The organism is Trinickia caryophylli (genome assembly GCF_034424545.1).
GTDB classification, from domain to species: Bacteria; Pseudomonadota; Gammaproteobacteria; order Burkholderiales; family Burkholderiaceae; genus Trinickia; species Trinickia caryophylli.
This window is the reverse complement of the sequence record NZ_CP139971.1, coordinates 1,361,376-1,387,413: the sequence shown is the minus strand read 5'-3', so window position 1 is coordinate 1,387,413 and position 26,038 is coordinate 1,361,376. Positions and strand designations below refer to the sequence as shown.

Genomic DNA, 26,038 nt, shown 5'->3' with positions numbered 1-26,038 from the left:
TAATGTGGTTCGTAGAATCGGCTTTGGAATGGACAGGGGCGTGGCGCTCGATCGTCAATCGCGCGCGAGCGCGACGGAAAGCGGTGAGCGCCGGGTGCCGCCGCGCACGAGCCGCTTTTCGATCCAGAACCAGCTGAGCGTTGCATAGACGATCGTCAGCGCGAGTGCTGAGAGCGCGCTCGCATAGCGCCCCATGTCGAGCCGCCACATGAGTCCGATGAAGGTCACGTGCACGAGATAGAACGTGTAGCTGATCGTGCCGATATAGACGAGCAGTGGATTCGACAGCACGCGCGTGACGATGCCGCGGCTGCGCAGCGCCAATACGATCGCCGAGGTGGACAGCACGAGGGTCACGCTGTAGAGGCCGGCATTCGAGAGCGGCTGATTGGAATCGCGGATCAACGGGTAATGCACATGCAGCCACCCGAGCGTGGCCAGCGCGCCGAAGAGGCCGGCCCAGGCGACCCACTTCATCCGCTCGGGCAGATCGGGCTGGCGTCGCACCAGGATGCACAGCAGCGCACCGGCGCACAGCAGATCCATGCGAAACGGCGTGAGGAAGTAGATCGGCCAGAATTCGCTGAAAAACGGCGTGGCCACGGCGCGCAGCACGGGCGCGAGGATCACGCCGGCAGCGGCCACGAAACCGAGCGTGCGCTCGGAGACGAACAATACGACGATCGGCCACACCAGGTAGAACTGCTCTTCGACGGCGAGCGACCAGAGCGGCCCAAAGCCGGGATTGCCCGATACGCCGAGCGACTGTCCGATGTTCGTGGCGAAGAAGGCGTACCACCACCACTGGCTCATCCAGCCCGTGCCGAAGAGCAGCGTCGACAGTACGAGCAGCATCAGATAGGGCGGCAGAATACGCCGCGCGCGGCGCGCGTAAAAATAGCCGAAATACGATTGATTGCGCGATTTTCGATCGAGAAGAATGCCCGTGATCAGAAAGCCGCTGAGCACGAAAAAGAGATCGACACCCATCCATAGCGATATGCCGAGGGCGTGATTGAGAAACACGGCGAGCACGGCCACGGCGCGTACGCCGTCGAGCTGCACGATGCGGCGCGACGGATGCACGACCTCGGATTCCTGCAACGCTGGAGCAATCAATTCAGACATACGTGTCCTTGCAATTTCCCTTCGCCGGCGGGTCCACCCGGCAGTAGCTGAAAAGGCGAACCCATTGTGCGGAAAAAGAAATTGACGAAAAACCCGCTGTCTCCGGCTGAAATCGGTGCCGCATGGGCGATGGTGCGCCGAGAATTTTTTGGAATTATTTGTGGCTTTCGCCCTAATAGTTTGACCGTAGGCTTATCGCGATAGATTTCGGATACAAGGAGCCATCTTGTTGCGTCCCCTGTCTCGCCCGGTGCTCGTTGCCGCTGCTATCGGGATCGGCGCCGCCCTGGCGGGCGTGGCCGCGCGCGCCGACGACAACCTGTTGCCTGCGACGACATCGTGGATCGGAAATACTTTCGGCTTTGGCCACGGCACATGGACCCAGATCGACATTACCGCCATCGCGGTATCGACCGACGGGAAGGTCTACACGAATTCGCCGTGGGATGAAAGCGGCGCCGAGGCGAGCGTTTATCAGGATGGCAGGCAACTGACGTTCGCGGGCGGCACGCATGGATGGGGGCGTACTGGCGGCGATGCCGTTGCGGTGAATGCGCGCTATGTGTTCGTGGCATCGTCGGTCAACAACGAGCGCGGCAAGCTCGTGAGCGATGGCGTCTGGCCGCCGAAAGGGGAGTCGTGGTACGGCATTTCGCGCCGTGCGATCGGCGATGTGAAAAAGACGGTCCCATTCCGCGCGGCCGCGCGGGCCGACGTACATGGGCAGCTTGCGGCCAGCTTCCTGCCCGTGAACCGCGTGCAGGCCGGCGCGAAAGCGCCGATTTACGGCCTTGCGGCGAGCGATTCGACCGTGTATGCGGCGAATACGACGCGTGACGAAATCGCGGTGATCGACGCCGATTCGATGCAGCAAAAGAGCGCATGGAAGGTGCACGAACCGGGACGCATCGCGCTCGCTCCCGACGGCACGCTGTGGGTGCTGACCGATACGCGCAGCGCGCCGGGCGCGCATCTCGTGCACTACACGGCGGATGGCAAGCCGCTGCCCGACAAGGTGGCCATACCCGAAGATGCCGATCCCGTGGATATCGCGATCGACAAAAAGGGGCGCCTCTACGTGGCCGACAACGGTTGGCGCCAGCAAGTGCTCATTTTTACCGCGTCGCGCCCAGGGCAGTATGAACTTACCGATACATTCGGCGAGCGATATGGCATCTGGGCCGGCAAGCCGAGCGAGCGGGGCCGTCCCGGCCCGTTGCGCTTCAACGGTCTGACCGGCGTCGGCGTCGACGCGGGCGGAAACATTTACGTGTCCATGAACGGGGTGGGCCCGCAATTGGGTTCGACCGGCGCGGGACTCGGCGCGTCGCTGCAAAGCTACACGGCCGAAGGGAAGCTGCGCTGGCAGGTGGATGGGCTGCTCTTCGTCGACGGCGCATGCATCGACCCGGGCCGGCCCAATAGCGTCTTTACGGGCAACAAGCGGTTCGAGCTCGATTGGTCCAAGCCGCCCGGGCGCGAATGGACCTATGTCGGTTTCCTCTCGAACCGGTTCAAGTATCCCGAGGACACCGTCTTTCACATGGACCAGTGGCCGGGCACGCCCATCGCGCGGCGGCTGAACGGGCGCACGTTCCTCTATCTGACCGACATGTACGCCGATCACCTCAAGATTTACCGGTTCGATCAGGCACGCGACGGCGAAACGGCGATTCCTTCGGGTTTCATCGCCGGCCGGCCCGGGCCCGTGCACTCCGTGACGACAGCACCGCCGGGCGGCGAGTGGATCTGGCGCAACGCGAACGGCGACGGCAAGTTCAATCCGACCGAATTCGAGCGCAACGAGTCGGGCGAGCATCTCGCGGGCGGCTGGGGCTGGTGGGTCGACGCGAAGGGCGACATCTGGCGCGCGAACGATACGCGCATTCACCGGCTGCGCTTCGGCGGCCTCGATCGCGCCGGCAATCCGAGCTACTCGTACGAGAAGATGACGACGTACCCGTTGCCCGAGCCGTTTCGCTACGTGAAGCGCGCGATCTATGACGCCAAGACCGATTCGCTTTATCTGACCGGCTATACCGACGACGAGATGCCGGAAAGCAAGGACGTGCCGAAGGAAATCGGCCGCGTGCTGGCTCGCTACGACGCGTGGTCGACCGGCAAGCCCGTGTTGCGCTATAAGCGTTCGCTGCTGTGGCAGCCGGCGGGCAACCCGCGCCGCACGCTCGTGAGCGTGACACAGGAGGGCGATTACGTGTTCGCCGTCGAATTCATCGGCACCGTGCACGTATTCGATCGCAACACGGGCGAGGAGGTCGGGCTCATTCAGCCGGGCCCCGAGGTCGGCAAGGCGTCGGGTCACGTGGACGTCGCGAACGCGATCAGCGCTTACCGGCGCGAGAACGGCGAGTACGTCGTTTTCGTCGAAGAGGACGCACGCGGCAAGGTGATCATGTACCGGTGGACGCCTTCCGCGGCCGGCAAGGGCGACAACGGCACCGGCAAAGGCGAGGGCCACCGGCCGCCGAAAGGACAAGGCACCGAGGCAGGCGCGGACCGCCTTTCCGTCGACAAGGCGAACGGATGACGGAGTCGCAATCGATGGATAAAGGCATGCTGAAGAACGTCGCGATCAACTTTTTCGGGTTGATCCTGCCGACGTTCGTCTCGCTCGTAACGGTACCGACCTACATCAAGCTGCTCGGCGTGGAGCGGTATGGCGTCGTGAGTCTGGTATGGACGTTCATCGGCTATTTCGGGGTGCTCGACCTCGGCATGAGCATGGCCGCGCAGAACCATATCTCGAAGGCGCGCGCGGCCAACGATCCCGAGCAAAGCGCCATCGTTTTCTGGAGTGCGTTCTGGCTGAACCTCGCGACCGGGATCGCGGGCGGGATCATCGTCTATATCGGCGGGTATCTCTACACGGCCTATTTCACGCATGTCGAGCCGGCGATGCGCAGCGAGGTCTATCACGCGCTGCCGTGGCTCGCGCTGGCCATTCCGATCGCCAATATTTCGTGGGTGTGTGCCGGCGCGATCAACGGCGCCGAACGGTTCGGTGTCTACAACACGAATCAGACGCTCGGCACGTTTCTGTTTCAGCTGTTGCCGCTCGGTGCGGCGTGGATGATCGCGCCCACGCTGCCCAATGTGCTCGCGGCGGCTGTGCTCGCGCGCGGCATAGCCGCGGTGCTGCTCGCGCGCGCGAGCATGCGCGTGCTCGAGATCGACCGCATCCGGATGCCGCAGTTTCGCGTGGCCAAGGACCTGTTCCGTTTCGGCGGCTGGATGTTGGCGGCGAGCATGGCGATCATGGTGGGCGACACGCTCGATCGCGTGCTGCTCGGCGCCGGCCTCGGCGCGCGCTTCGTGACCTACTACACGGTCCCGCAAAATCTCGTCACGCGGCTCAACATGCTGCCGAATGCGCTCGTGCGCACGCTCTTTCCGCGTCTATCGGCCATCGAGCGCGATCACGCGGACGTGCTCGTCAGGCAGGCATTGGAGTTTCTCAACGGCGTATTCACGCCGATCATGATCGTGGCGATGCTCGCGCTCGGGCCGTTCCTGAACCTGTGGGTCGGCAGCGAACTGGCGAACGCGTCCGTCAACGTCGGCCGTGTGCTGATCATCAGCGTCTGGCTCGTCGGGCAGGCCGGCGTCACACGGCTTTTGATCCAATCGCAAATCGATCCGGCGCGGGCGGCGTGGATCGGCATTATCGAGCTGCCGTTGTTCGCGGCCATCCTGATGTTCGGCATCAGCCATTTTGGCCTGACGGGCGCGGCGACCATCGTCGTCATGCGCTCGCTCGTCGATTATGCGGTTCTGCTTTATCTGTCCAAGATCCATGCGCGGCCGATCGTGCTCGACATGATCGGGCACCTGGCCTTTCTCGGCCTGGCCGGCTATCTCGCGCATGCGGTCACGAATCTGGCGGCGCTGGCCGCGCTGGCCGCCGGGCTCGCCGGTACGAACCTCGCCTGGTCGGTCTCGACGTCCCCCTCGTTGCGCGGCATGGCCCGCGCGCTGGTGCTGCGTGTCAATGCAAGGAGAAGCGCATGAGCGATGAAACCCTTGCCGCAACCGGGGCGGCGGAACTCGTTCCGGCTCTTCGGCCGCGACGTCTCGCACCCACCGTGGCGCAAACCCGCGCGCCGCGCATCGCGGTCGTTCACGACTGGCTCGTCACTTACGCGGGTGCCGAGCGCGTGCTCGAGCAGATACTCGCCTGCTTTCCCGATGCGGACTTGTTCAGCCTCGTCGATTTCCTCGACGATCGTACGTTCCTGCGCGGCAAGCGCGCCACGACTTCGTTCATTCAACGCATGCCGCTCGCGCGCAAGCGGTATCGCGCGTATTTGCCGCTGATGCCGCTTGCGATCGAGCAACTGGATCTGAGCGCCTACGACCTCGTGATCTCGAGCAGCCATGCCGTGGCGAAGGGCGTGCTCACGGGCCCGGATCAAGTGCACATCAGCTACGTGCATTCGCCGATCCGCTATGCGTGGGATTTGCAGCATCAGTATCTCGAGCAATCGCATCTGACGCATGGCGTACGTTCGGCATTCGCGCGCATGATTCTGCATTACATTCGCAACTGGGATATCCGCACCTCGAATTCGGTCGACCATTTCGTCGCCAATTCGCAGTTCATTGCGCGGCGTATCAAGAAGGTCTATCAGCGCGATGCCCAGGTCATCTTTCCGCCCGTCGACGTCGATTCGTTCGGCCTCAACGAGCGCAAGGAGGACTTTTATCTCACCGCTTCGCGCCTCGTGCCTTACAAGAAGATCGATCTGATCGTCGAAGCATTTTCCCACATGCCCGACAAGACACTCGTCGTCATCGGCGACGGCCCCGAGATGGCGGCGGTTCGCGCGAAAGCCTCGCCCAACGTCGTGATCATGGGCTATCAGCCGTTTGCCGTGCTGCATGACCATATGCGCCGGGCGAAGGCGTTCGTGTTCGCCGCGGAGGAGGATTTCGGCATTGCTCCGGTTGAAGCGCAGGCCTGCGGCACGCCTGTGATCGCCTATGGAAAGGGCGGGGTGCTCGAGACGGTGCGCGATCTGTCGCAGAACCGTCCCACGGGCCTCTTTTTTCACGAGCAGAACGCGGCGGCCATTGCGGGTGCCGTCGAGGCGTTCGAGCGCGATGCGCACCTCTTCTCCGCCCGCGACTGCCGCGCCAACGCCGAACGTTTTTCCGTGCAGCATTTTCGCGAGCGGTTCGTCGCCTGCGTCGAAAGTCTCTGCCCTGGTGCTTCGCAGCGTACGGCCACCGTTGCCGCCGCGGGTTCGCCGGCAGCCGAGCCGGTGGCGGCCGCCGATGCCCCGTCGGGCGGCGCGGAGCTGCCCATGCGCGTGCTCGCCGTCGATCAAAGCGGCGTGCTCGGCGGTGCCGAGCTGTCTTTGCTCGAGGTTGCGCGCAATTTCAAGGCTTCGATCGACGTCGTGCTCTTCGATGACGGCCCGTTCAGGCTCGCGCTCGAAAACGCCGGCGTGCGCGTGGAGGTGCTCGCGAGCGGCGCGCTCGGCGGCGTGTCGAAGCAGGCGCGCATGCCGATTCTGCGCACGCTCGCGGGTGTGGTGTCGCTTGTGCGCAGAACCGTCCGGCGCGCACGTTACGCCGATCTCATCTACGCGAACACGCAACGCGCGATGGTCATCGGTGCGTTGGCCGGCATGCTCACGCGCAAACCGGTGGTCTGGCATCTGCGCGACATCGTCAGCGAGGAGCATTTCGGCAGGCTGCAGCGTGCGCTCATCAAGTGGTGCGGCCAGCACGCGCTCGACCACGTGATCGCCAATTCAGGTGCCTCGGCCGCTGCGTTCGCCGAGCTCTCCGGCGTGCCGGACGAGCGCATCGACGTCGTGTTCAACGGTATTTCCGAGGCGCCGTTCCGACGGCAGGACGATATCCCTCAGGCGGCGTTGCGCGCGCGCCTCGGCTTGCCGGCCGATGCGTTCATCGTTGGCTGCTTCAGCCGTCTCGCGCATTGGAAGGGCCAGCACGTGCTGCTCGATGCGGCGCGGCTCGATCCGCAAATGCACGTTGCATTGGTCGGAGCGGCGTTCTTCGGCGAAGACGACTATGAGCTGTCGCTGAAGGCGTTCGTCGAGAAGCACGGCCTGCGCTCGCGCGTGCACTTCCTCGGCTTTCGAGACGACGTGCCGGCCTGCATGCGCGCCATGGATGCGATCGCGCACACGTCGATCGCACCGGAGCCGTTCGGCCGTGTGATCGTAGAGGGCATGCTTGCCCGGCGCCCCGTTGTCGCCATGCGGGCCGGTGGCGTTACCGAGATCGTCGACGACGGAATCAATGGCCTGCTGTGCGAGCCGGGCGAAGCGACGGCGCTCGCGGCGGCGCTGACGCGGCTGCGCACCGATGCGCAATTGCGTGCCCGGCTTGTCGAAAAGGGCTATGACGTCGCGCGCCAGCGCTTCGGCTCGCGCGCCTATCTCGACGGCGTGCGGCGCGTGTTGTCGCGTGTGGGTGCGCAACGGGCGCGGCGCAAGGCCCCCTGATCACTCACTCCGCGCGAACGGCGCTCATTTACCGAACCGCCGGTGCCGTTATTGCGGTGCCGCGGGCAGCGGATCGCCCCGCGCCTCAGGCGCGGATGTACAGAGCGGGCCGCTCAACGCGCCCGCTCGGTTCTCGCAAGCCGTTCGCTGCCTCACTACCTCACTGCCGAAGCCGCCGCGCAACCGAAGCCGTTGCGTTCTGCCAAGGATGACTCGCACAGCCGGCCTGGGCGTCCTGTATCGGCTCTGTATCGGCCGCTTACGCATACCTGCATCCGCAGTCGGTTTCACCGCTTGCATGCGCCGACGGAGGGGCAGCTCGAGGCGTGGCGCGTTCGTTCGCCCGCACGCCGCACGGGGCGGATGGCCTTTCGTCAAACCGCGGACGGCCGCTGCGCGGCCGGCTTGCGCCGCCTGATGCTCGAGGACCAGCGCATGGCCGGCAACTCGATGCATCGGTAGAAGACGTAGGCGGCCGCGATGGCGACGGGGAAGAATGCGAACGAGGGCCAAATCGATACCTGCAGCTCGGAGCGAAAGAAGATCGCGGTCAGGCAGATGAAGATCGGCAGATGAATGACATAGAGGGAATAGCTGAACGCCCCGCAGTGCACGAGCAGGCGCGTAAAGAGTCCCTCGCGGGTGGGTTCGTCGTCGCGCTTGAGAGTGGTGCGCAGCCAGAATGCGAAGCCGAGCGCCCACAGCTGGAAGCCGATGTACTGGCCGATGTAGAAGCTGTAATTGAAGGCGGCGCAGCCGAGCGCGGCAGTTACCAGGGCGACGATCCGCCATTTGAGGATCTGCCCCCTCGTGAGCGAAAAGGCACCCGGCGTCGCACGAATTTCGGCGACGTAGGCGCCAAGTGTCCAAGAGAACCAGTAGGACGTGAAGAAATAGATCCAGACGGGCTCGAGCAGATAGCCCGAGACCACGTTGATGGCCGCGATGACGACCATTACGCGCGACAGGCCGAAGCGGCGTCGTGCCGCGAAAAGCAGCGGGTACATCAGATAGAACTGCACTTCGATCGCAAGCGTCCACAGCGCGCCGTTCGAGCCATATGGATGGGCGAGCACGCCTTGCATCGAAAAGAGACTGATCAAAAAGGCCTTGGGGCCGATGTCGAGAATCTTGTGATTGACCGGGGGGAGGCTGAGGCTGATCGAATCGAGCGCGAGTGTGACGAGCAGTGCCGCAAAGAGCACGGGATAGATGCGGGCGAAACGCCGTGCCCAGAAGATCGGGGTATCGAGCCGGTACGTCGGGTCGGCCGCGAGCCGGGCAGCCGGATTGCGATGGATGCAATAGCCGCTGATCACGAAGAAGATCGATACGCCCGCGGAGCCCCACATGACTGGCAGCGTCAGGTAACCCAGCAAGACGCTCGGATTCAGCGAAAAACCGACGACTTCGTGAAAGCGGTGCACACCTACCCACACCACCTGGCGGCAGTGAAAATAGGCCACGATCAAAGCGGCTACACCGCGCATCGCGTCGATGAAAGTATCTTTGGATACGGTGGCGGTGGAGACTGCCTCGAGGCGGCCGGCCGCCGGTGCGGGCCCCTGTGTCGCCGAGGTCCTGCCGGATACGGGAAATGCTGTCCAATCGCTCATGCGCGGTCCTGTCCGAACGCTCGGAAATAATGACTTGATCCTGCGGGTCGGTATAAAAAGTGCCGATTCCGCGCCTTATCGTAGGCCGAAAAAAATCGGCGAAAACGTTGAATTAACAAACGCCCTGTTCGATCTGATAGGCGCATTTGAAATGCGGCCAGGAAAAAATGGACTGCACGGCGCCGGAGATTATTGTTCCGTTTTTTCGTGATAGCTTGCATTCGACGACAGATTGCTAACGGAGCCGTGTCATGGACTTGCACTGGATAGCCGGCGTTGCGGTGCTATTGATTCTCGTTGCCGTATCAGCTTACCGGGAAGCGCTGGAAAGCGACGCAACCATGCGTGCAGCGGGGCTTCGGCGCGATGGCGCCGATAGTCGCGATGTCGACCGAAGCATGGAGCGCGCGTAGTTCCCGCGGTCGGGCGATCCGGCGAGTGTAGTTCTATTTTGGAGCGTTGATAACGACTTCCCAGAAGGGGATGAATGATGTTGAAAGTCACCAAAGCGGTATTTCCGGTGGCGGGGCTTGGAACCCGATTCCTGCCCGCCACGAAGGCGAGCCCCAAGGAGATGCTGCCCATAGTCGACAAGCCGCTCATTCAATATGCGGTGGAGGAGGCAGTTGCAGCAGGTATCACCGAGTTGATCTTCGTGACGGGCCGTGGCAAACGGGCCATCGAAGATCACTTCGATACCTCGTATGAGATAGAGGCCGAACTCGAGGCGCGCGGCAAGGACAAGCTGCTCGATCTCGTGCGTAACATCAAGCCGAGCCACGTGGATTGCTTCTACGTGCGTCAGCCGGCGGCGCGCGGTCTCGGCCACGCGGTGCTCTGCGCGGAGAAGCTCGTGGCGGACAGCCCGTTCGCCGTGATATTGGCCGACGACCTGCTTTATGGCGAACAGCCCGTCATGAAGCAGATGATCGACGTGTTCAACCACTATCACAGCTCGATCGTGGGCGTGGAAGCCATCGCACGCGAGGACAGCCGTTCCTACGGCGTGGTCGAGGGCCGCGAATGGGAGGAGGATATCTTCAAGCTGTCGGGCATCGTCGAGAAACCCGCTCCCGATGCCGCGCCGTCGAATCTCGGCGTGGTCGGGCGCTACGTGCTGATGCCGAGCATCTTCTCGCATCTGCGCAAGCTCGAGGCCGGCGTGCTGGGCGAACTTCAGCTCACGGACGCGCTTCATTCGTTGCTGGCCGAGGAGCAGGTGCTGGCCTATCGCTACTACGGCACGCGTTTCGATTGCGGCAGCAAGCTCGGCTATCTGAAAGCCACGGTCGAGTTCGCGCTGCGGCATCCCGAGATCGGCGAGCAGTTCGATACTTATCTGCGCGATTGCATCGCGCACATGACCGCTTCCTGAGCAGTCGCTGCATTATTGCCCGCGCTTATCGCCCGCCCCCCGGCGGGCGATAAGCGCGCCGAATCCCCGCGCCTTCCTGCGTGCGGTGCCGCTGCACGTTTGCGCGCATCGATGCGCCGCCACTTCCCCCTCCTGTTACCGTCTGCTCGTAGTTCCCGCCGCATGCGAGTTTTACCCGCATTTCCCGCCGTTCCCCATCCCGAATTTTTCTTCTAATGCAATCGTGCCGCCATTGAGCGATGCGGGCGATTGATCCATAACGTTCTTCATCAATCAGACACGATTCGTTTCTATCTTGTGCGCCATTCGAATGCTTTTTGCATGAGTGAACACAAGGAAGAAAACAGCCGACGGCTGGCCGGCGATTGCGGAGGAAACGCGCGTATGAAAACGCGGACAAGACGCACTGCGACGCTGCGTCGGCTTGCACTCGTGCTGCTCGGCGCGGCGATGGCCGCGGGCGGTGCGGGATGCGGCGGTCGCGACGAAGGCAGCGGCGGCGCGGCGGCATCGAATCCGGAGCGGGTACCGATGCTTCCGGGCGCGGGCGCGGCGCCACGCGATACCGATACGCCCGGCGGCAGCAGCCGGCCATTGGCGCAACGATTTGCTGTTCCGCGCGACGAGCCGTCAATGCCGGCATCGGGCGCATTGCTGCCGCCGGTGATGCATACGGCCGAGTGAGCGGCACGCGGCGGGCTCGCCCCCGCTGCGGCGTGCCGCCATCGCCGAGAAATGAGTTGTCCCGTTGTTCGCTTCGCGTTGTTGGTTTTCGAAATAGCCGTCGACGGTGCCGCGAGCGCGTCGCCGTCCCATTCGCATTTAGCCGATCCTCTTTTAGCCGATACGAATCCAAAATGACCTCGACAAGCCGCCGTGATTTTATGCGCGCCGCCGCTCAGGCGGCAGGCGCCGCCGCCGCAATGGGTGCGTTGCCTGCCGGCATTCGCCAGGCGCTCGCGATCCCCGCGAACGATGCGACGCGCAGCATCAACGACATCGAGCACATCGTGATCCTGATGCAGGAGAACCGCTCGTTCGATCATTACTTCGGCACGCTGCGCGGCGTGCGCGGATATGGCGACCGCCGCGCGATCGAGTTGCCGAACGGCAAGCCCGTCTGGTATCAGCCGCTGGCGGCCGGCCTGGGCCACGTGTTGCCTTTCCGCCCGAGCGCCCCCGATCTCGGCCTGCAATTCCTGCAGGATCTGCCGCACGACTGGACGACGACGCAAGCGGCCTGGAACGGCGGCCGCTACGATCAGTGGGTGCCGGCGAAGGGCACGACGACGATGGCCTATCTCACGCGCGAGGACATCCCGTTCCACTACCAACTGGCCGACGCGTTTACGATCTGCGATGCCTATCACTGTTCGGGCATGACGCCGACCGATCCGAACCGCTACTACATGTGGACGGGCTGGGTCGGCAACGACGGCAGCGGCGGCGGCCCCGTCATCGACAACGCCGAGGCGGGCTATTCGTGGTCGACCTATCCGGAGATGCTGCAGGCAGCGGGCATTACGTGGAAGATCTATCAGGATATCGGCACGGGGCTCGATGCGAACGGCTCCTGGGGCTGGACGCAGGACGCCTTCATCGGCAACTATGGCGATAACTCGCTGCTCTACTTCGACCAATATCGTAACGCGCAGCCGGGCAGCCCGCTCTACGACAACGCGCGCACGGGCACGAACGTGGCGGTGAGCGGCGGGTATTTCGACGTTCTGAAGGCCGACGTGGCCAATGGCACGCTGCCGCAGGTGTCGTGGATCGTGGCGCCCGAAGCCTATACGGAGCACCCGAACTGGCCGGCCAATTACGGCGCATGGTATGTCGATCAGGTGTTGCAGGTGCTCACGTCGAATCCGACGCTGTGGAGCAAGACCGCGCTGCTGATCACCTACGACGAGAACGACGGCTTCTTCGATCACATCGCGCCGCCGTATGCGCCGTGGTCCGATACGGCGGGCCGTTCGACCGTCGATACGGCGAACGAATACTACCCCGGCAAAGGCACGAACCCGGCGGGCCCCTATGGACTTGGCCCGCGCGTGCCGATGCTCGTCGTCTCGCCCTGGTCGAAGGGCGGATGGGTCTGCTCGGAGACTTTCGATCATACGTCGATCATCCGCTTTATCGAAAAGCGTTTCGGCCATGGGCGCAATCTGTTGTCGCCGAACGTCACGCCGTGGCGCCGGACGATATGCGGCGATCTGACGAGCGCGTTCGACTTCCGGCATCCGAATGCGGCGTTTCCGGCGCTGCCCGGGACGAGCGGCTACGTGCCTGCCGACAAACAGCGCCATCCGGATTACGTGCCGCTGCCGCCGCTCGTGCAGTCGAAGCCGAGCCAGGAGCCGGGCGTGCGGCTCGCGCGTGCATTGCCTTACGAGCTGTTTGTGCGTGCGCATACGCATGCGCATGGCGGCAAGCTGCACGTCGAATTCGTCAATACGGGCGACGCCGGTGCTGCGTTCCAGCTCTACCACCGGCATACGCTCGACGCGCCGCGCGCGTATACGGTCGAGGCGGGCAAGCGCCTCGCCGACGACGTCTCGCTAGGTCTCGACGGCGGCTATGACTACGTCGTGCACGGTCCGAACGGATTCATGCGCCGCTTCGCCGGCAAGGCTGTGGCGACGCATTGGTGGAGTGCCCGCGCGGCCGTGCCTGAGGTGCGGGAGTCCTACGACGTTGCGAACGGCAACGTTTCGCTGCGCCTCAAGAACGAAGGCACCGCGGCTTGCCGTTTCACGGTGCTCAATGTCTACGATGGCCATAAGACGACGCGGCGCGTGCGCGGCGGCGAAGCCGTGGACCTGTACATCGATCTGCGCGCGTGGCACGGCTGGTACGATCTCGTCGTCAGCGTCGATACCGACGCTTCGTTCGTGCGGGCACTGGCCGGCCACGTCGAGACGGGCCGCAACAGCATGAGCGATCCCGCCTTGGGCGAGGCCTGATCGGAAAGGGGGGGCGGCGCGATCGCAACGATCGCGTGCGTCGCTCGACGCGTACGCCCCCCGATCCGCGCAATGCCTGTCGCACGGGTCCCCACGGACACGCTGCGTGCAACCCGCTGCATGACGAAGTCGCTGCGCAACGTTTTCGCTGTTCCCTCTCTCGATCCTCTTTTCTAACGCGCCGGTTTTCGTTTGCGATGGGCCCTTCCGTGGTCCATAACGTCGTCTATCTCTTTATTCGACGGCCCAGGCGTCGCAACGCTGTTTCGGCGCGGGCCGCCGGTTTCAACGACGCCACCGGACATAGATCGAAAATGACCTCGAGAAGCCGCCGCGATTTTTTTCGTGCCGCTGCGCAGGCAGCAGGCGTCATCGCTTCGATGGGCGTCGTGCCCGCCGGAATTCGACGCGCGCTCGCGATTCCCGCGAACGATGCGACGCGCAGCATCGATGACATCGAGCACATCGTGATCCTGATGCAGGAGAATCGCTCGTTCGATCATTACTTCGGCACGCTGCGCGGCGTGCGTGGATACGGCGACCGCCATGCAATCGAATTGCCGAACGGCAAGCCCGTCTGGTATCAGCCGATCGTCGCCGGCATGGGCCACGTCCTGCCTTTTCGCCCCGACGCCGCCGAACTCGGCATGCAATACATGCAGGGCTTGCTGCATGACTGGGCGACGACGCAGCTGGCCTGGCACGGCGGACGTTACGACCGCTGGATCATGGCGAAGGGGCCCTTGACGATGGCCCACCTCACGCGCGGCGACATCCCATTCCACTACCAACTGGCCGATGCGTTCACGATCTGCGATGGCTACCACTGCTCGGGCATGATGCCGACCGATCCGAACCGCTACTACATGTGGACGGGGTCGATCGGCAACGACGGTGTGGGTGGCGGCCCCGTCATCGATAATGCGGAAGCGGGCTATTCGTGGTCGACGTGCCCGGAGATGCTGCAGGCAGCGGGCATTACGTGGAAGATCTATCAGGACGTCGGCCTTGGCCTCGATGCGAGCGGATCGTGGGGCTGGACGCGCGATCCGTTCGTCGGCAACTACGGCGACAACTCGCTGCTCTACTTCGATCAGTTCCGCAATGCGCAGCCGGGCAGCCCGCTCTACGACAACGCGCGCACGGGTACGAACGTGGCCGCGAGCGGCGGGTATTTCGACATCCTGAAGGCCGACGTGCAAGGTGGCACGCTGCCGCAGGTGTCATGGATCGTGGCGCCCGAAGCCTACTCGGAGCATCCGAACTGGCCACCGAACTACGGTGCATGGTACGTCGATCAGGTGCTGCAGGCATTGACGTCGAACGCCGCCGTCTGGAGCAAGACGGCACTCATCCTCACCTACGACGAGAACGACGGTTTCTTCGATCACGTGCCCCCGCCTTTCGCGCCGTGGTCCGACGCGACGGGCCGCTCCACCGTCGATACCACCAACGAATACTTCGGCGGTGCGCCCGGCAAAGCGGCCGGCCCCTACGGACTCGGGCCGCGCGTACCGACGCTGATCGTCTCGCCCTGGACGAAAGGTGGATGGGTCTGTTCGGAGACGTTCGATCATACGTCGATCATCCGCTTCATCGAAAGGCGCTTCGGCCGCGGGCGCAATTCGTTGTCGGCGAACATCACGGCCTGGCGCAAGGCGGTTTGCGGCGATCTGACGAGCGCATTCGATTTTGCGAACCCGAATGCGCAATGGCCGACGACGCTGCCGGGTACGAGTGCATACGTGCCCGTCGATAGGAAGCGGCATTTCAGCTACATTCCGCTGCCGCCGCTCAGCCAGTCGAAGCCCGTGCAGGAACCGGGGGTCCGGCCGGCGCGCGCGTTGCCTTACGAGCTCTTCGTGCTCGGCAAGCCGAACGGCGCGAAAGGGACCTTCGGCCTGGAGTTCGTCAGCCGCGGCACGAGCGGAGCGGCGTTTCACCTTTATTCGCTTGGCGGGACGATGCCGCCGCGTGCCTATGCCGTGGAAGCGCATAAGCGCCTGGCGGACGAGTTCCTGCTCGATGCGCAAGGACGCTATGCGTGGGCCGTTCATGGGCCGAACGGATTTTACCGGCGCTTCAAGGGTATTGCCGTCGACACGCGGCAAGCGGGCGGGGCGACAGCGGTGCCGGAAGTGGCCGAAGCGTACGACGTGGCCAACGGCAACCTCGGCCTGCGGCTCAGGAATCTCGGCACAGCCGCCTGCGAATTCTCGGTCGCCAACGACTATGACGGCAAAACGACGCGCTACACGGTAACGGGAGGCGACGCCGCGAACATCTACCTCGACTTGCGCGCGTTTCACGGCTGGTACGATTTCGCCGTGACCGTTACCGGCGATCCCGAATTCGAGCGTGTTTTGGCGGGACATGTGGAGACCGGGCGCAGCAGCATGAGCGATCCCGGGTTCGGGATGTCATGATGCGTACGGATTTACCCGATGCGGAGTCGGACGTTTTCGCGGGGGGCGTCGGGCGTTTGCGAGACGACACGTCGTTTTTGCCCCGTAAAACAAGGGCGTTGCGATACTCGACAGTCTGCCGCGCGCAACATTCGAGGCCGTCAAAGGGCCTGGGGCGCATAAAAGTAATGCATGAAATCGCGCAGCGCTTGTAGAATCCGGCGTTGAAGCGGCGCATATGCGTCGGCTTCGTGCGTTCAACGACCAACAGGTAGGAGAAACATGTCGACTTCCGCAAAGAAGGTTGCGAAAAAGGCTGCCGCCGCACCGGCGAAGAAAGCAGCTGTGAAGAAGGTACCCGCGAAGAAAGTCGCGGCTAAGAAGGTCGCCGTGAAGGCGTCCGGCGCTGCGTCGCCGATCAAGGACACCTTCACGAAGGCCTCGCTGGCTGCTCACCTCGCGGAGCGTTCGGCTGTCGAGCCGAAGTCGGTCAAGGCGGTTCTGGCTGCCCTCGAAGACACGATCCTCGGTTCGGTGCACAAGAAGGGTGCCGGCGAGTTCACGCTGTCGGGCCTGCTGAAGATCGTCGTGCAAGCCGTGCCGGCGAAAAAGCGGCGCTTCGGCAAGGATCCGTTCACGGGCGAGGAGCGCTGGTTCCCGGCGAAGCCGGCTTCGGTGCGCATCAAGGCCCGCGCGCTGAAGAAGCTGAAGGACGCTGCCGCAGGCTAAGACGCCCTCGAAGCATCAAGGCATCAAGACATCGAGGCATCACGCTTTGCTGCAAGTGCAAGCCCCGCGAATCTTCGGAATTCGCGGGGCTTTTTCGTTGAACGGCGCGGGGCACCGGTCGTTCAACGCTTGTCCGACGCGGGCCGATAGCCGTCGGTCAGCGTGTGGAGGAAGGCCACGAGATCGGCGATATCGGCTTCGGTCATCGCGAGCGGGTCGCCGGGCTTGCGGTCGAACGGTGCGTCCGCCTTGTCGATGTTCCCGTGGTATCGGGCCGGCAGATCGTCGTATTGCTCGACCTTGCCCCGGGCATCGCGCGGGTAGATCTTGCCCGGTGCGAGATCGCGCTCGTTGTAGAACGCGATGACCTGCTCGAGCGTGCCGTACACGCCGTTGTGAAAAAATGCCTTACGCGTGGCGGCGTTGCGCAGCGACGGCGTGAGGAACATCCCGCAATACTGCGTCTGCGAGGCCAGATCGGTGCGATACGGGCCGCACAATCCCATGTCGTAATAGCCGGAGTTGCGATTGACGCTCAGGTGCCGGTTGCGCGGTACCCCGAGTGCCTCGTATTCGAAATCGGTAAACATCGGCGGCTGCCCGTCCTTGCTCGGCTGAGAAAGATGGCACCCCGCGCAGTTCGCCTTTTGAGGGTCGTTGAAGATACGCAGGCCGCGTATTTCCGCCCGCGTCAAATGTGCCTTTCCTTCGAGCCAGTAGTCGTACTTGCTCGAATAAGGATGGAACGACGGGTCTTCGACCTGATAGCGCGCTACCGCGAACATGGCCTCGGACAGCAAAAGACGTTTGTCGTTGAAGACGTTCGCCCCGAAAAGCCGCGCGAAATCGTCGCGGTAGGCGCTCTTCGCGATCTTTTCAGCCGCGGCATCCTCGCTCGCATTGGCCATCTCGACCGGGTTGAGCAATGGGCCGAACGCCTGCGCCTGCAGCGTATCGGCGCGCCCGTCCCAGAACATGCCGCCTTGCGGCACCATCTCGGCCGCTGCCGGAGCCGCTCCCGCCTGTTTCTGCGATCGGGCCGCACCGGATGCCTGCTGTGCCGCCTGCGCCACGTTTGCGGGCTCGTCGGCATCGGCCTGCGAAGGCCCGATGCTGAAATTCGGCTGACGGTAAAGATACATCAGCGATGGCGGCGGGCGAACGCCTTGCAGCGTCATCGACGCGCCGCCGAATTGCACGGGCAGCGCGTTCGGCGGTCCGTAGGCATGCTCGGGGCTGTGGCACGAGGCACACGATAGCCGGCCCGATGCCGAGAGTGTCGGATCGAAGAAGATGCGCTTGCCGAGCATCGCCATCGCACTGAGCGGTGCCGTTTGCGGCCGCCGCAGGGAAACCGGATGCGGATTCGCGCCCGTCAGCGTTTCGACGAGATCGCCGACGGCGGGCGGGGCGTACTGCGGATAGGCGAACGCGAGCGCGGCGGCGCAGGCAAGGACCGATGCCGCCGTCAAGGCGGCAAATACGGCGAATACCGCGATGCGGGTGCGCGGGCGTTGCCTGGACGCGGCGGCTGTGTGCTCGGTCGGGACAGTGGTGGGCGTTTGCATCGGAGAACGAAACTCGACTCTTTCACGAGGAAAAAGCCACAGCCCTTTGCGAAGGACTGTGGCACCGCGTGGGCAGCGCTATGTGTGGCGCGCCCGTAATGCGTGCGGATCAGGTTTGCGGCGGCGTGGCGACGACGGTGCCGAGGTTCGGATCGACATAGACGGGCGTCGTGTTCGGCGTGGACTTGAAGTCGAAGAGGTCGCTGATGTCGCCCGCGGTGGCGTCGAACGAGCCGCCGCCGATGCGCTGGCCGGCGAGCCAGTTGTCCTCGATGAAGCGCACGATCGAAGCCTGCGAAATCAGCGCATGCGAAACGTAGTTCTTCTTCGCATACGGCGAGATCACGACAAACGGAATGCGCGTGCCGGGGCCGCAGCGGCCGTTGACCGGTTTGCCGTTCAGACCGTTCGGCGCCGTGCCGGTGCCGCAGATCCCCGAGCCGTTCACCTGATCCGCGACCGAGTCGAACGACGCGCTCGTGGGCGCGGTGTAGGCATGGTCATACCATCCGTCGGAGTCGTCCCAGGTCACGATCACGGCCGTGTTTTTCCAGTCGGGCTGCTGCTGGAGGAAGTTGACGACCTTCGCCGTGAATGCCTGCTCGTCGAGCGGATCGGAGTAGCCGGCATGGCCATCCTGGTAAGCGGGGGCTTTGACGAAGCTGACGGACGGGAAGTTGCCCGCTTTGACAGCGGCAAAGAAATCGTCGCTGTCGTATTGGTGGTTGGCCGGGTCGGCGGTCTTGCCGTCCGCTTGCAGCGTGTAGCCGACAGCCGCCGTCGAGCTCGGGCGCAAGTGCTGCGGGTTGGCCGTCGACGTGTAGTACTGGAACCAGTTGTGATGCGGGATGTAGTCGGCCGTGGATGCATTGACGATGCTCGAAAGCGTGCTGCGGCTGCAGTTCGTCGTGCCGTTGGCATTCGTCGTCGAGAGGTTGAAGCCGCCCATGAAGCCGCCCCACGTGATGCTCTTCGCGTTGAGCAGATCGCCGATGTTCTTGCCCGCCATCAATGCGGTATCCGTTGTGCTCGAACAGATATCGTTGGCCGGATCGACGTCGTTGATCATCGTGAATCCGCCCTGGCCGTCGTTGACGTAATAGGACGTCCTCGACGATTTGACGATCTGCATGCCGTTCGTCTGCCCCGAGATCGCCTCGAGCGCACCCGGCGTCGACGGGCCGTAGGTGTCCGTGTAGGCGTTGTCGCTCATGGCGTAGTTCTGCGCGTAGTTCCAGAGCGCGGTCACGGTATTGCCGTCGTAGTAGCCCATGACCTGACCCGTCGTGCCGAATGCGCCGGCGCCGCCGCTCGTGCCTTTGCCCGTGTACTTGGGGAAGAGGTCGGCAAGGCCGTTGTCGTAGGCCTGCTGCTCGGCCGTATACGCGTGGTTCTGGTCGGCCGTGGCGGCCTGCGTGCGGTCGAGGCGGAACGGGTTGGCCGCGCCCGTGCCGTTAGCCGTATTCGTGAAGTTGGGATTGTTCGTGAGCAGCGTGCCCGACAGACCATTGACGGTCGGCGTATTGGCGGCCGCGGCGAATGCCGGCTCACCGGTGGGGTTCGTCGCGTTCGGGTAGGTGGCGAAGTAATGATCGAACGAGACGTTTTCGTTATAGATCACGACAACGTGCTTGATCGGCGTGGAGGTGGCGAGCGCGTCCTGAGCGCTCAGCGTGCTCGTTTGGGACGGCGACGAGTCGTTGCTGCTGCCGCACGCGGCAATCGCGAGCAGCGATACGGCCGCCAGCGCGGCGGGCAGAACTTTCCGGCGAAACATGAAGGCTCCTGGTCTGGGCGTGGGTGCGCGCGGCGCTACGCGACGGCTGTCGTCGCCTTTCTCCGCTGCGACGATATGCGCAGCGCCGGGCACGAGTCGGTTTTTTGGGGACCGGGCGCATTGGACCATGCGCGGATGAAGCGCCCGAGGCAGGTTGCTTTCGGGAAGGGCGCGGCGAGCTTTCTGATTCGTTTCGCCAGACGGTTCTGTGCGATGACGCTGTAATGCGCGCGGAAAGAAAAAAGCCGGCGGAGCGTGTGCTCGGCCGGCTTTGAGGTATGTCGGCTACCGAGGGAACTCGGCAGCCGCGGTTCGGGCGATGCCCGATTGGAGCTATTAGAAGCGGTGACGCAGACCAGCCGCGACGACGGCCTGGTTGCTCGTGCCAGCGTAGCCGTACGAACCGACCGAAGCCTGGGCGCTGACGATCGCACCGGTTGACGCGCTGCGCTGGTCGCCGCTTGCGTGCTGCCATGCGCCAACCAGGTAGACGTCCGTGCGCTTCGACAGCGAGTAGTCGGCGCCGAGCGAGATCTGGTGGTACTTGGCCGACGTGTCGCCGCTCGACTTCGTGTAGCTGTAGCCGAGGCCAGCCAGCAGAGCCGGCGTGACCTGGTAGTTTACGAAGCCGCGGCCCGTGTTGTACTTCTCCGTGCCGAATGCCGAGTGGCCATCAGCCTTGTACTGCGAGTTGCTGTAACCCGCGCCGAACGTGACGGGGCCAATCGAGTACTGAGCTGCGACCTGCGCGATGCCGATCGACTTCGCCGTTTGATATGCGAAGTTGATCGGGCCGTCGAACGTGCCATCCGACGTGCTCGACCAGCCGGTGCCGTTGTTGGCGTCGACGACGCGCGCGCCGTTGCTGTTGTCAGCGTGGAAATAGCCGCCGGCGATACCGAGCGGGCCATTGTTGTAAGCAACAGCCGCTGCCCACGTTTGGCCCGCACCCGTCTTGCCTGCTACGCCACCCAGCGAGTACATGCCTTCGAACTGGAAGCCTGCGTAGTTCGGCGACAGGTACTTGATGGAGTTGCTCGTACGGGAGCTGTTGTCGTTGTTGTCGACGTCGCCCGGCGTGGCGAACACGCTGCCGAAGTAGTTGTCGCCCGTGAGCGGCTGAACGAGGTCGACGACCGGGTCATACTGGCGGCCGAGCGTTACCGTACCGAACTGGTTGCTCTGGAGGCCAACGAAGGCTTGACGACCGAACATGCGCGAACCTTGGCCGAGTTGGCCGTTCGCCGAGTTAAAGCCGTTTTCCAATTGGAAAATCGCAGCCAGACCGTTGCCCAGATCTTCCTGGCCCTTCAGGCCCCAGCGGCTGCCCGACAGGTTGCCGCTGCCCATGTTCCAACCGTTGTCCGAGCCGGACTGATGGCGGACATAGGTGATCGACGTATCGATGACACCATACAGGGTCACGCTGTTTTGCGCTTGGGCGGCGCCGGCTGCACCCAGCAGGGCGAGCGAGAGCGTCGACAATGCGATTTTTTTCATCATTTCTCCACGCGAATGATTTATGGAAACTGTTGCGCAACGGAGAATATCGCAATGTCCTCGCCGCCACGAACGAAAAAAAACAAAAGTGTCTCCAAAACGAAACACCAGCGGCAGCAGGCCGCTTCGGGGGCGAGCGCGCGCATTGCGGCATACGAAATGCCGCCCGGATTATCTAACGATTCATTTCCAATGCTTGATTGGTACTCGGAATTGAATCAGCGCGAGCGCGCAATTGGATTGGCGTTCCGTGAAAAGGTTCAATACGGCGTAACTTTGTCCGACGGACCGCTGCCGCCGTGCCGCGTTCACCGCCCGGCGCGCGCAATACCGGCTGCGGCGGCGGCTTCGGTCTGACGCAAACGCCGTTGCCGGCCGCGCGCGGCGGCAAATTCGGCGCCGAGCAGCAAAACGGCCGCCGAGAAATAAAGCCACATGAGCAGGGCGGCGAGCGATCCGGCCGCGCCGAACGCATTGGCCATCCCGGCATGGGCGAGATAGAGCGCGAATACCTTTTTCCCACCGGAAAACAGCAGCGCGGCGACAATGCCGCCCGTTACCGCGTCGCGCCATGGCACGTGCGCGTCGGGCAGGAACTTCAGCAAGGCGGCGAAAGAAAGCGCGAGCACGGCCAGCCCGAAGCTCAACTGCAGCAGATCGCCGGCAACGGCGTAAGGCGTCCCGCCCCAGAGCCATTCGCCGACGAACGTGATGACCGTGTCGAGCACGAGCGAAACGATGGAAAGAAAGGCGACGCCCAGCACGAGCCCGAACGAGATGAGCCGCACCTTGACGAGTGCGACGACGCTCGTCAAGGTGCGGCTGACGGCGGGCACGGGCCACACGATGGACAGCGCGCTGTTGAGCGCGGCAAAGGTGGCCGACGCCCCCAGCGCCAGCGCCACGAACGAGACGAGCGCCGCGAAGCCGCCCGTGCCGCTGTGCGTGCGCGCATTGGCGACGATCATCTGAACGGCCTGCGCCGCGTCGTCGCCGATCAACTGATGAACGTCGTCGAAGATTTCACCGCGAATCGCGTTCGCGCCGAAGAACCAGCCGGCCACGGCGATCACCATGACGAGCATCGGCGCGAGCGAAAAGGCACTGTAAAACGCGATGCCGGCCGCCATCGTCGTACAGCGGTGCTCGCTGAAATGCGTGACCGCATCGAGCGCGCAAGCGCCCTCCCGCCGGGCGAGTTCGCGCGAAATTCGCAGCTGGGATGTCACCATCGACCGCCTCCGCTATCAGTGCGACTAGCCATCGAACCGCCATGCAGAAGCCGTGCCCGTTTTTGTTGCTGCGTCGCAGCATCGCGGGATTCGCCTATGCGCGCGGGAGCGCCTAGACTTTAAGCACTCCCAAAAACGAAAACATTCGAAAGCGCAAGGAGTGAAAACATGCTGCAGATTTCACGACGTCAGTTCCTGAAGCTGACGGGCGCATCGCTGGCGGGCTCGAGCGTGGCCCTGCTCGGGTTTTCGCCTGGGCCGGCGCTGGCCGAAGTCAGGCAATACAAGCTCTCGCGCATGATCGAGACCCGCAATACGTGCCCGTACTGCTCGGTCGGCTGCGGAATCCTCATGTACGGTCTTGGCGACGGTGCGAAGAACGCGGTGCCGAGTATCGTGCACGTCGAGGGCGACCCCGACCATCCGGTCAATCGCGGCACGCTTTGCCCGAAGGGCGCGAGCCTCGTCGATTTCATCCACAGCCCGAGCCGGCTCCGTTATCCGGAATATCGGGCGGCCGGCAGCGACCGCTGGCAGCGCATCTCCTGGGACGATGCGCTCGACCGGATCGCGCGGCTGATGAAGGACGATCGCGATGCCAATTTCGTCGAAACCACCGACGACGGACTCAAGGTCAATCGCTGGCTGACCACCGGCATGCTGGCGGCGTCGGCCAGCAGCAACGAGGTCGGCTATCTGACGCACAAGGCGGTTCGCAGCTTCGGGCTGTTGGCGTTCGACAATCAGGCGCGTGTCTGACACGGCCCGACGGTGGCAGGTCTTGCCCCGACGTTTGGCCGCGGTGCGATGACGAACCATTGGGTCGACATCAAGAATGCGGACGTGATTCTGGCGATGGGCGGCAATTCGGCCGAGGCGCACCCCTGCGGGTTCAAATGGGTCACCGAGGCGAAGGCGCACAGGAAGGCGCGCTTGATCGTCGTCGACCCGCGCTTCACGCGCACGGCCTCCGTGGCCGATCTCTACGTGCCGATACGAACCGGCACCGACATCGTTTTTCTCGGCGGCGTCATCAACTATCTGCTTTCGCACGACAAGATCCAGCACGACTACGTGCGCGAGTACACGGACATGTCGTTCCTCGTGCGCGAGGACTTCGCTTTCAACGACGGCCTTTATTCGGGCTACGACGCAGGCAAGCACGGCTATGCGGACAAATCCACGTGGGACTACGAGCGCGGCGACGACGGTTTCGTGAAGACCGATCCCACGCTGCAGCACCCGCGCTGCGTCTACAACCTGATGAAAGCGCACTATGCGCGCTACACGCCGGAAGTCGTGGAAAAGGCTTGCGGCACGCCGCGCGACAAGTTCACGCAAGTCTGCGAAATATTGGCGACGACAGCCGCGCCGAACCGGGCCGCGACGATTCTCTACGCGCTGGGCTGGACGCACCACTCCGTCGGCGCGCAGATGATCCGCACGGGGGCGATGGTGCAGTTGCTGCTCGGCAACATCGGCATTGCCGGCGGCGGCATGAATGCGCTGCGCGGCCATTCGAACATCCAGGGGCTGACCGATCTCGGATTGATGTCCAATCTGCTGACGGGCTACATGACGCTGCCGGCGCAGGCCGAGCAGGACTTCGAGGCGTACGTCGACAAGCGCGCGCTCAAGCCGCTGCGGCCGAACCAGCTCAGCTACTGGAAGAACTACCGCGCGTTTTTCGTGAGCCTGATGAAGTCATGGTGGGGCGATGCGGCCACGGCCGAAAACAACTGGGCCTATGACTATCTGCCGAAGCTCGATAAATCGTACGACCTGATGCAGGGCCTCGAGCTGATGTACCAGGGCAAGATGAACGGCTATATCGCGCAGGGCTTCAACCCGCTCGCGGCGGCCCCGAGCAAGGGCAAGACGGCCGCCGCGCTCGCCAGGCTCAAATGGCTCGTGGTGATGGACCCGCTGGCCACGGAGACGTCCGAATTCTGGAAGCATTACGGCGAGTACAACGACGTCGATCCCGCGAAGATCAAGACGGAGGTGTTTCGCCTGCCTACGACCTGCTTCGCCGAGGAAAACGGCTCGCTTGTCAGCTCGGGGCGCGTGCTGCAGTGGCATTGGCAGGGTGCGGCGCCGCCCGGGGACGCCCGCAGCGACCTGGAAATCATGGGCGGGCTTTTCGTGCGTATGCGCGCGCTTTATCGCAAGGAGGGCGGCAAATTCCCCGACCCGATCGTCAATCTTTCGTGGCCGTATGCGAACCCGGAGAGCCCGACACCGGAGGAGCTCGCGAAGGAATACAACGGCCGCGCGCTGGCGGATCTGCCCGATCCGAAAGATGCGACGAAAGTGCTCGTCAAGAAGGGCGATCAGCTCTCGACATTCGCGCAGTTGAAGGACGACGGCACGACCGCGAGCGGCTGCTGGATCTTCTGCGGCGCATGGACGCAGGCCGGCAATCAGATGGCGCGGCGCGACAACGCGGACCCCACCGGCATCGGCCAGACGCTGGGCTGGGCATGGGCGTGGCCGGCCAACCGCCGCATTCTCTATAACCGCGCCTCGTGCGACGCGAGCGGCAAGCCGTTCGACGCGTCGCGCAAGCTGATTGCCTGGAACGGCACGGCCTGGGGCGGTGCCGACGTGCCCGACTTCAAGCTCGACGAGCCGCCCGAAAACGGTATGGGGCCGTTCATCATGCTTGCGGAAGGCGCGGCGCGCTTTTTCGTACGCGATGCCATGGTGGAAGGGCCGTTTCCCGAGCACTACGAGCCTTTCGAAAACCCGCTCGGCTACAACCCGCTCAATCCGCGCAATGCGCAGGCGGTCAGCAACCCGGCCGCCCGCGTCTTCGCCGACGACCGGGCCGCTTTCGGCACGGTGGCCGATTTCCCGCACGTGGCGACAACCTACCGCCTGACCGAGCACTTTCACTATTGGACGAAGCATGTGCGGCTCAACGCCATTCTTCAGCCGCAGCAGTTCGTCGAAATCGGCGAGGATCTCGCGCGCTCGCTCGGCGTGGCGGCTGGGGATCGCGTGAAAGTGTCGTCCAAGCGCGGCTATATCGTTGCAGTTGCGGTCGTGACGAAACGCATCAAGCCGCTCGTGATCGAAGGCAAGCAGGTGCAGACCGTAGGCATTCCGCTGCATTGGGGGTTTACGGGGCTCGCCAAGCCCGGGTATCTCGCGAATACGCTTACGCCGTCGGTTGGCGACGGCAATTCGCAGACACCCGAATTCAAGTCTTTCCTTGTGAAAGTGGAAAAGGCTTGAGAGGA

General features: G+C 63.7%; 16 protein-coding genes. 10 read left to right on the top strand and 6 right to left on the bottom strand.

Annotated elements, in window-relative coordinates:
- Nucleotides 1–54: 54 nt before the first annotated feature.
- Complete coding sequence (locus U0034_RS25370; RefSeq protein ID WP_085229313.1) at nt 55–1,128, bottom strand: acyltransferase family protein; 1,074 nt, start codon at nt 1,126–1,128, stop codon at nt 55–57.
- A 226-nt stretch (nt 1,129–1,354) separates the two neighbouring features.
- On the opposite strand from U0034_RS25370, the gene U0034_RS25365 reads away from it, so the two are divergent.
- From U0034_RS25365 to U0034_RS25355, 3 genes are read left to right on the top strand one after another with little or no spacing between them, the layout of a single operon-like run.
- On the top strand, nt 1,355–3,676 hold the full coding sequence (locus U0034_RS25365; protein ID WP_233211811.1) for an NHL repeat-containing protein: 2,322 nt from the start codon (nt 1,355–1,357) through the stop codon (nt 3,674–3,676).
- 14 nt (nt 3,677–3,690) lie between these two features.
- Complete coding sequence (locus U0034_RS25360) at nt 3,691–5,157, top strand: flippase (protein WP_085229432.1); 1,467 nt, start codon at nt 3,691–3,693, stop codon at nt 5,155–5,157.
- A complete protein-coding gene (locus U0034_RS25355; protein WP_085229312.1) occupies nt 5,154–7,625 on the top strand; it encodes a glycosyltransferase family 4 protein in 2,472 nt (823 codons plus the stop codon). Before U0034_RS25360 ends, U0034_RS25355 begins: the two co-directional genes overlap by 4 nt.
- 374 nt (nt 7,626–7,999) lie before the next feature.
- Here U0034_RS25355 and U0034_RS25350 read toward each other — a convergent pair whose 3' ends face one another.
- Nucleotides 8,000–9,241: an acyltransferase family protein gene (locus U0034_RS25350; protein ID WP_085229311.1), complete on the bottom strand. Its 1,242-nt coding sequence runs from the start codon at nt 9,239–9,241 to the stop codon at nt 8,000–8,002.
- A 251-nt stretch (nt 9,242–9,492) separates the two neighbouring features.
- On the opposite strand from U0034_RS25350, the gene U0034_RS25345 reads away from it, so the two are divergent.
- The 6 genes from U0034_RS25345 to U0034_RS25320 all read left to right on the top strand — a co-directional run bounded on the left by U0034_RS25345 (nt 9,493) and on the right by U0034_RS25320 (nt 16,716).
- Nucleotides 9,493–9,654, top strand: a complete 162-nt coding sequence (locus tag U0034_RS25345) for a hypothetical protein (RefSeq protein ID WP_170151713.1) — start codon at nt 9,493–9,495, stop codon at nt 9,652–9,654.
- 77 nt (nt 9,655–9,731) lie between these two features.
- Nucleotides 9,732–10,616: a UTP--glucose-1-phosphate uridylyltransferase GalU gene (gene galU / locus U0034_RS25340; protein ID WP_085229431.1), complete on the top strand. Its 885-nt coding sequence runs from the start codon at nt 9,732–9,734 to the stop codon at nt 10,614–10,616.
- 384 nt (nt 10,617–11,000) lie between these two features.
- On the top strand, nt 11,001–11,300 hold the full coding sequence (locus U0034_RS25335; protein ID WP_139831193.1) for a hypothetical protein: 300 nt from the start codon (nt 11,001–11,003) through the stop codon (nt 11,298–11,300).
- A 173-nt stretch (nt 11,301–11,473) separates the two neighbouring features.
- The gene (locus tag U0034_RS25330) at nt 11,474–13,582 is read left to right on the top strand and encodes a phosphocholine-specific phospholipase C (RefSeq protein ID WP_085229309.1); all 2,109 of its coding nucleotides are present in this window, start codon (nt 11,474–11,476) and stop codon (nt 13,580–13,582) included.
- Nucleotides 13,583–13,896: 314 nt separating this feature from the next.
- Nucleotides 13,897–16,008 (top strand): phosphocholine-specific phospholipase C, encoded by a 2,112-nt coding sequence (locus U0034_RS25325; RefSeq protein WP_085229308.1) that lies wholly within the window; start codon nt 13,897–13,899, stop codon nt 16,006–16,008.
- Between the two features lie 261 nt (nt 16,009–16,269).
- On the top strand, nt 16,270–16,716 hold the full coding sequence (locus tag U0034_RS25320; RefSeq protein ID WP_085229307.1) for an HU family DNA-binding protein: 447 nt from the start codon (nt 16,270–16,272) through the stop codon (nt 16,714–16,716).
- A 122-nt stretch (nt 16,717–16,838) separates the two neighbouring features.
- On the opposite strand, the gene U0034_RS25315 is transcribed toward U0034_RS25320, so the two are convergent.
- From U0034_RS25315 to U0034_RS25300, 4 genes are all read right to left on the bottom strand, one after another.
- A complete protein-coding gene (locus U0034_RS25315) occupies nt 16,839–18,284 on the bottom strand; it encodes a cytochrome-c peroxidase (RefSeq protein ID WP_085229306.1) in 1,446 nt (481 codons plus the stop codon).
- Between the two features lie 109 nt (nt 18,285–18,393).
- On the bottom strand, nt 18,394–20,061 hold the full coding sequence (locus U0034_RS25310; RefSeq protein ID WP_085229305.1) for a phospholipase C: 1,668 nt from the start codon (nt 20,059–20,061) through the stop codon (nt 18,394–18,396).
- 336 nt (nt 20,062–20,397) lie between these two features.
- Complete coding sequence (locus tag U0034_RS25305) at nt 20,398–21,561, bottom strand: porin (RefSeq protein WP_085229430.1); 1,164 nt, start codon at nt 21,559–21,561, stop codon at nt 20,398–20,400.
- Between the two features lie 308 nt (nt 21,562–21,869).
- Nucleotides 21,870–22,793 (bottom strand): YihY/virulence factor BrkB family protein, encoded by a 924-nt coding sequence (locus U0034_RS25300; protein ID WP_085229304.1) that lies wholly within the window; start codon nt 22,791–22,793, stop codon nt 21,870–21,872.
- Nucleotides 22,794–22,961: 168 nt separating this feature from the next.
- Between U0034_RS25300 and fdnG the strand changes: the two genes are divergently transcribed.
- The gene (fdnG, locus tag U0034_RS25295; RefSeq protein WP_085229303.1) at nt 22,962–26,033 is read left to right on the top strand and encodes a formate dehydrogenase-N subunit alpha; all 3,072 of its coding nucleotides are present in this window, start codon (nt 22,962–22,964) and stop codon (nt 26,031–26,033) included.
- The last annotated feature ends 5 nt before the right edge of the window (nt 26,034–26,038 follow it).

What these genes read in the sequence shown, in the direction of transcription:
- U0034_RS25370 (WP_085229313.1), bottom strand. Translation starts at nt 1,128, where the DNA reads ATGTCTGAATTGATTGCTCCAGCGTTGCAGGAATCCGAGGTCGTGCAT.
- U0034_RS25360 (WP_085229432.1), top strand. Translation starts at nt 3,691, where the DNA reads ATGGATAAAGGCATGCTGAAGAACGTCGCGATCAACTTTTTCGGGTTG.
- U0034_RS25355 (WP_085229312.1), top strand. Translation starts at nt 5,154, where the DNA reads ATGAGCGATGAAACCCTTGCCGCAACCGGGGCGGCGGAACTCGTTCCG.
- U0034_RS25350 (WP_085229311.1), bottom strand. Translation starts at nt 9,241, where the DNA reads ATGAGCGATTGGACAGCATTTCCCGTATCCGGCAGGACCTCGGCGACA.
- U0034_RS25345 (WP_170151713.1), top strand. Translation starts at nt 9,493, where the DNA reads ATGGACTTGCACTGGATAGCCGGCGTTGCGGTGCTATTGATTCTCGTT.
- galU (WP_085229431.1), top strand. Translation starts at nt 9,732, where the DNA reads ATGTTGAAAGTCACCAAAGCGGTATTTCCGGTGGCGGGGCTTGGAACC.
- U0034_RS25335 (WP_139831193.1), top strand. Translation starts at nt 11,001, where the DNA reads ATGAAAACGCGGACAAGACGCACTGCGACGCTGCGTCGGCTTGCACTC.
- U0034_RS25330 (WP_085229309.1), top strand. Translation starts at nt 11,474, where the DNA reads ATGACCTCGACAAGCCGCCGTGATTTTATGCGCGCCGCCGCTCAGGCG.
- U0034_RS25325 (WP_085229308.1), top strand. Translation starts at nt 13,897, where the DNA reads ATGACCTCGAGAAGCCGCCGCGATTTTTTTCGTGCCGCTGCGCAGGCA.
- U0034_RS25320 (WP_085229307.1), top strand. Translation starts at nt 16,270, where the DNA reads ATGTCGACTTCCGCAAAGAAGGTTGCGAAAAAGGCTGCCGCCGCACCG.
- U0034_RS25315 (WP_085229306.1), bottom strand. Translation starts at nt 18,284, where the DNA reads ATGCAAACGCCCACCACTGTCCCGACCGAGCACACAGCCGCCGCGTCC.
- U0034_RS25310 (WP_085229305.1), bottom strand. Translation starts at nt 20,061, where the DNA reads ATGTTTCGCCGGAAAGTTCTGCCCGCCGCGCTGGCGGCCGTATCGCTG.
- U0034_RS25305 (WP_085229430.1), bottom strand. Translation starts at nt 21,561, where the DNA reads ATGAAAAAAATCGCATTGTCGACGCTCTCGCTCGCCCTGCTGGGTGCA.
- U0034_RS25300 (WP_085229304.1), bottom strand. Translation starts at nt 22,793, where the DNA reads ATGGTGACATCCCAGCTGCGAATTTCGCGCGAACTCGCCCGGCGGGAG.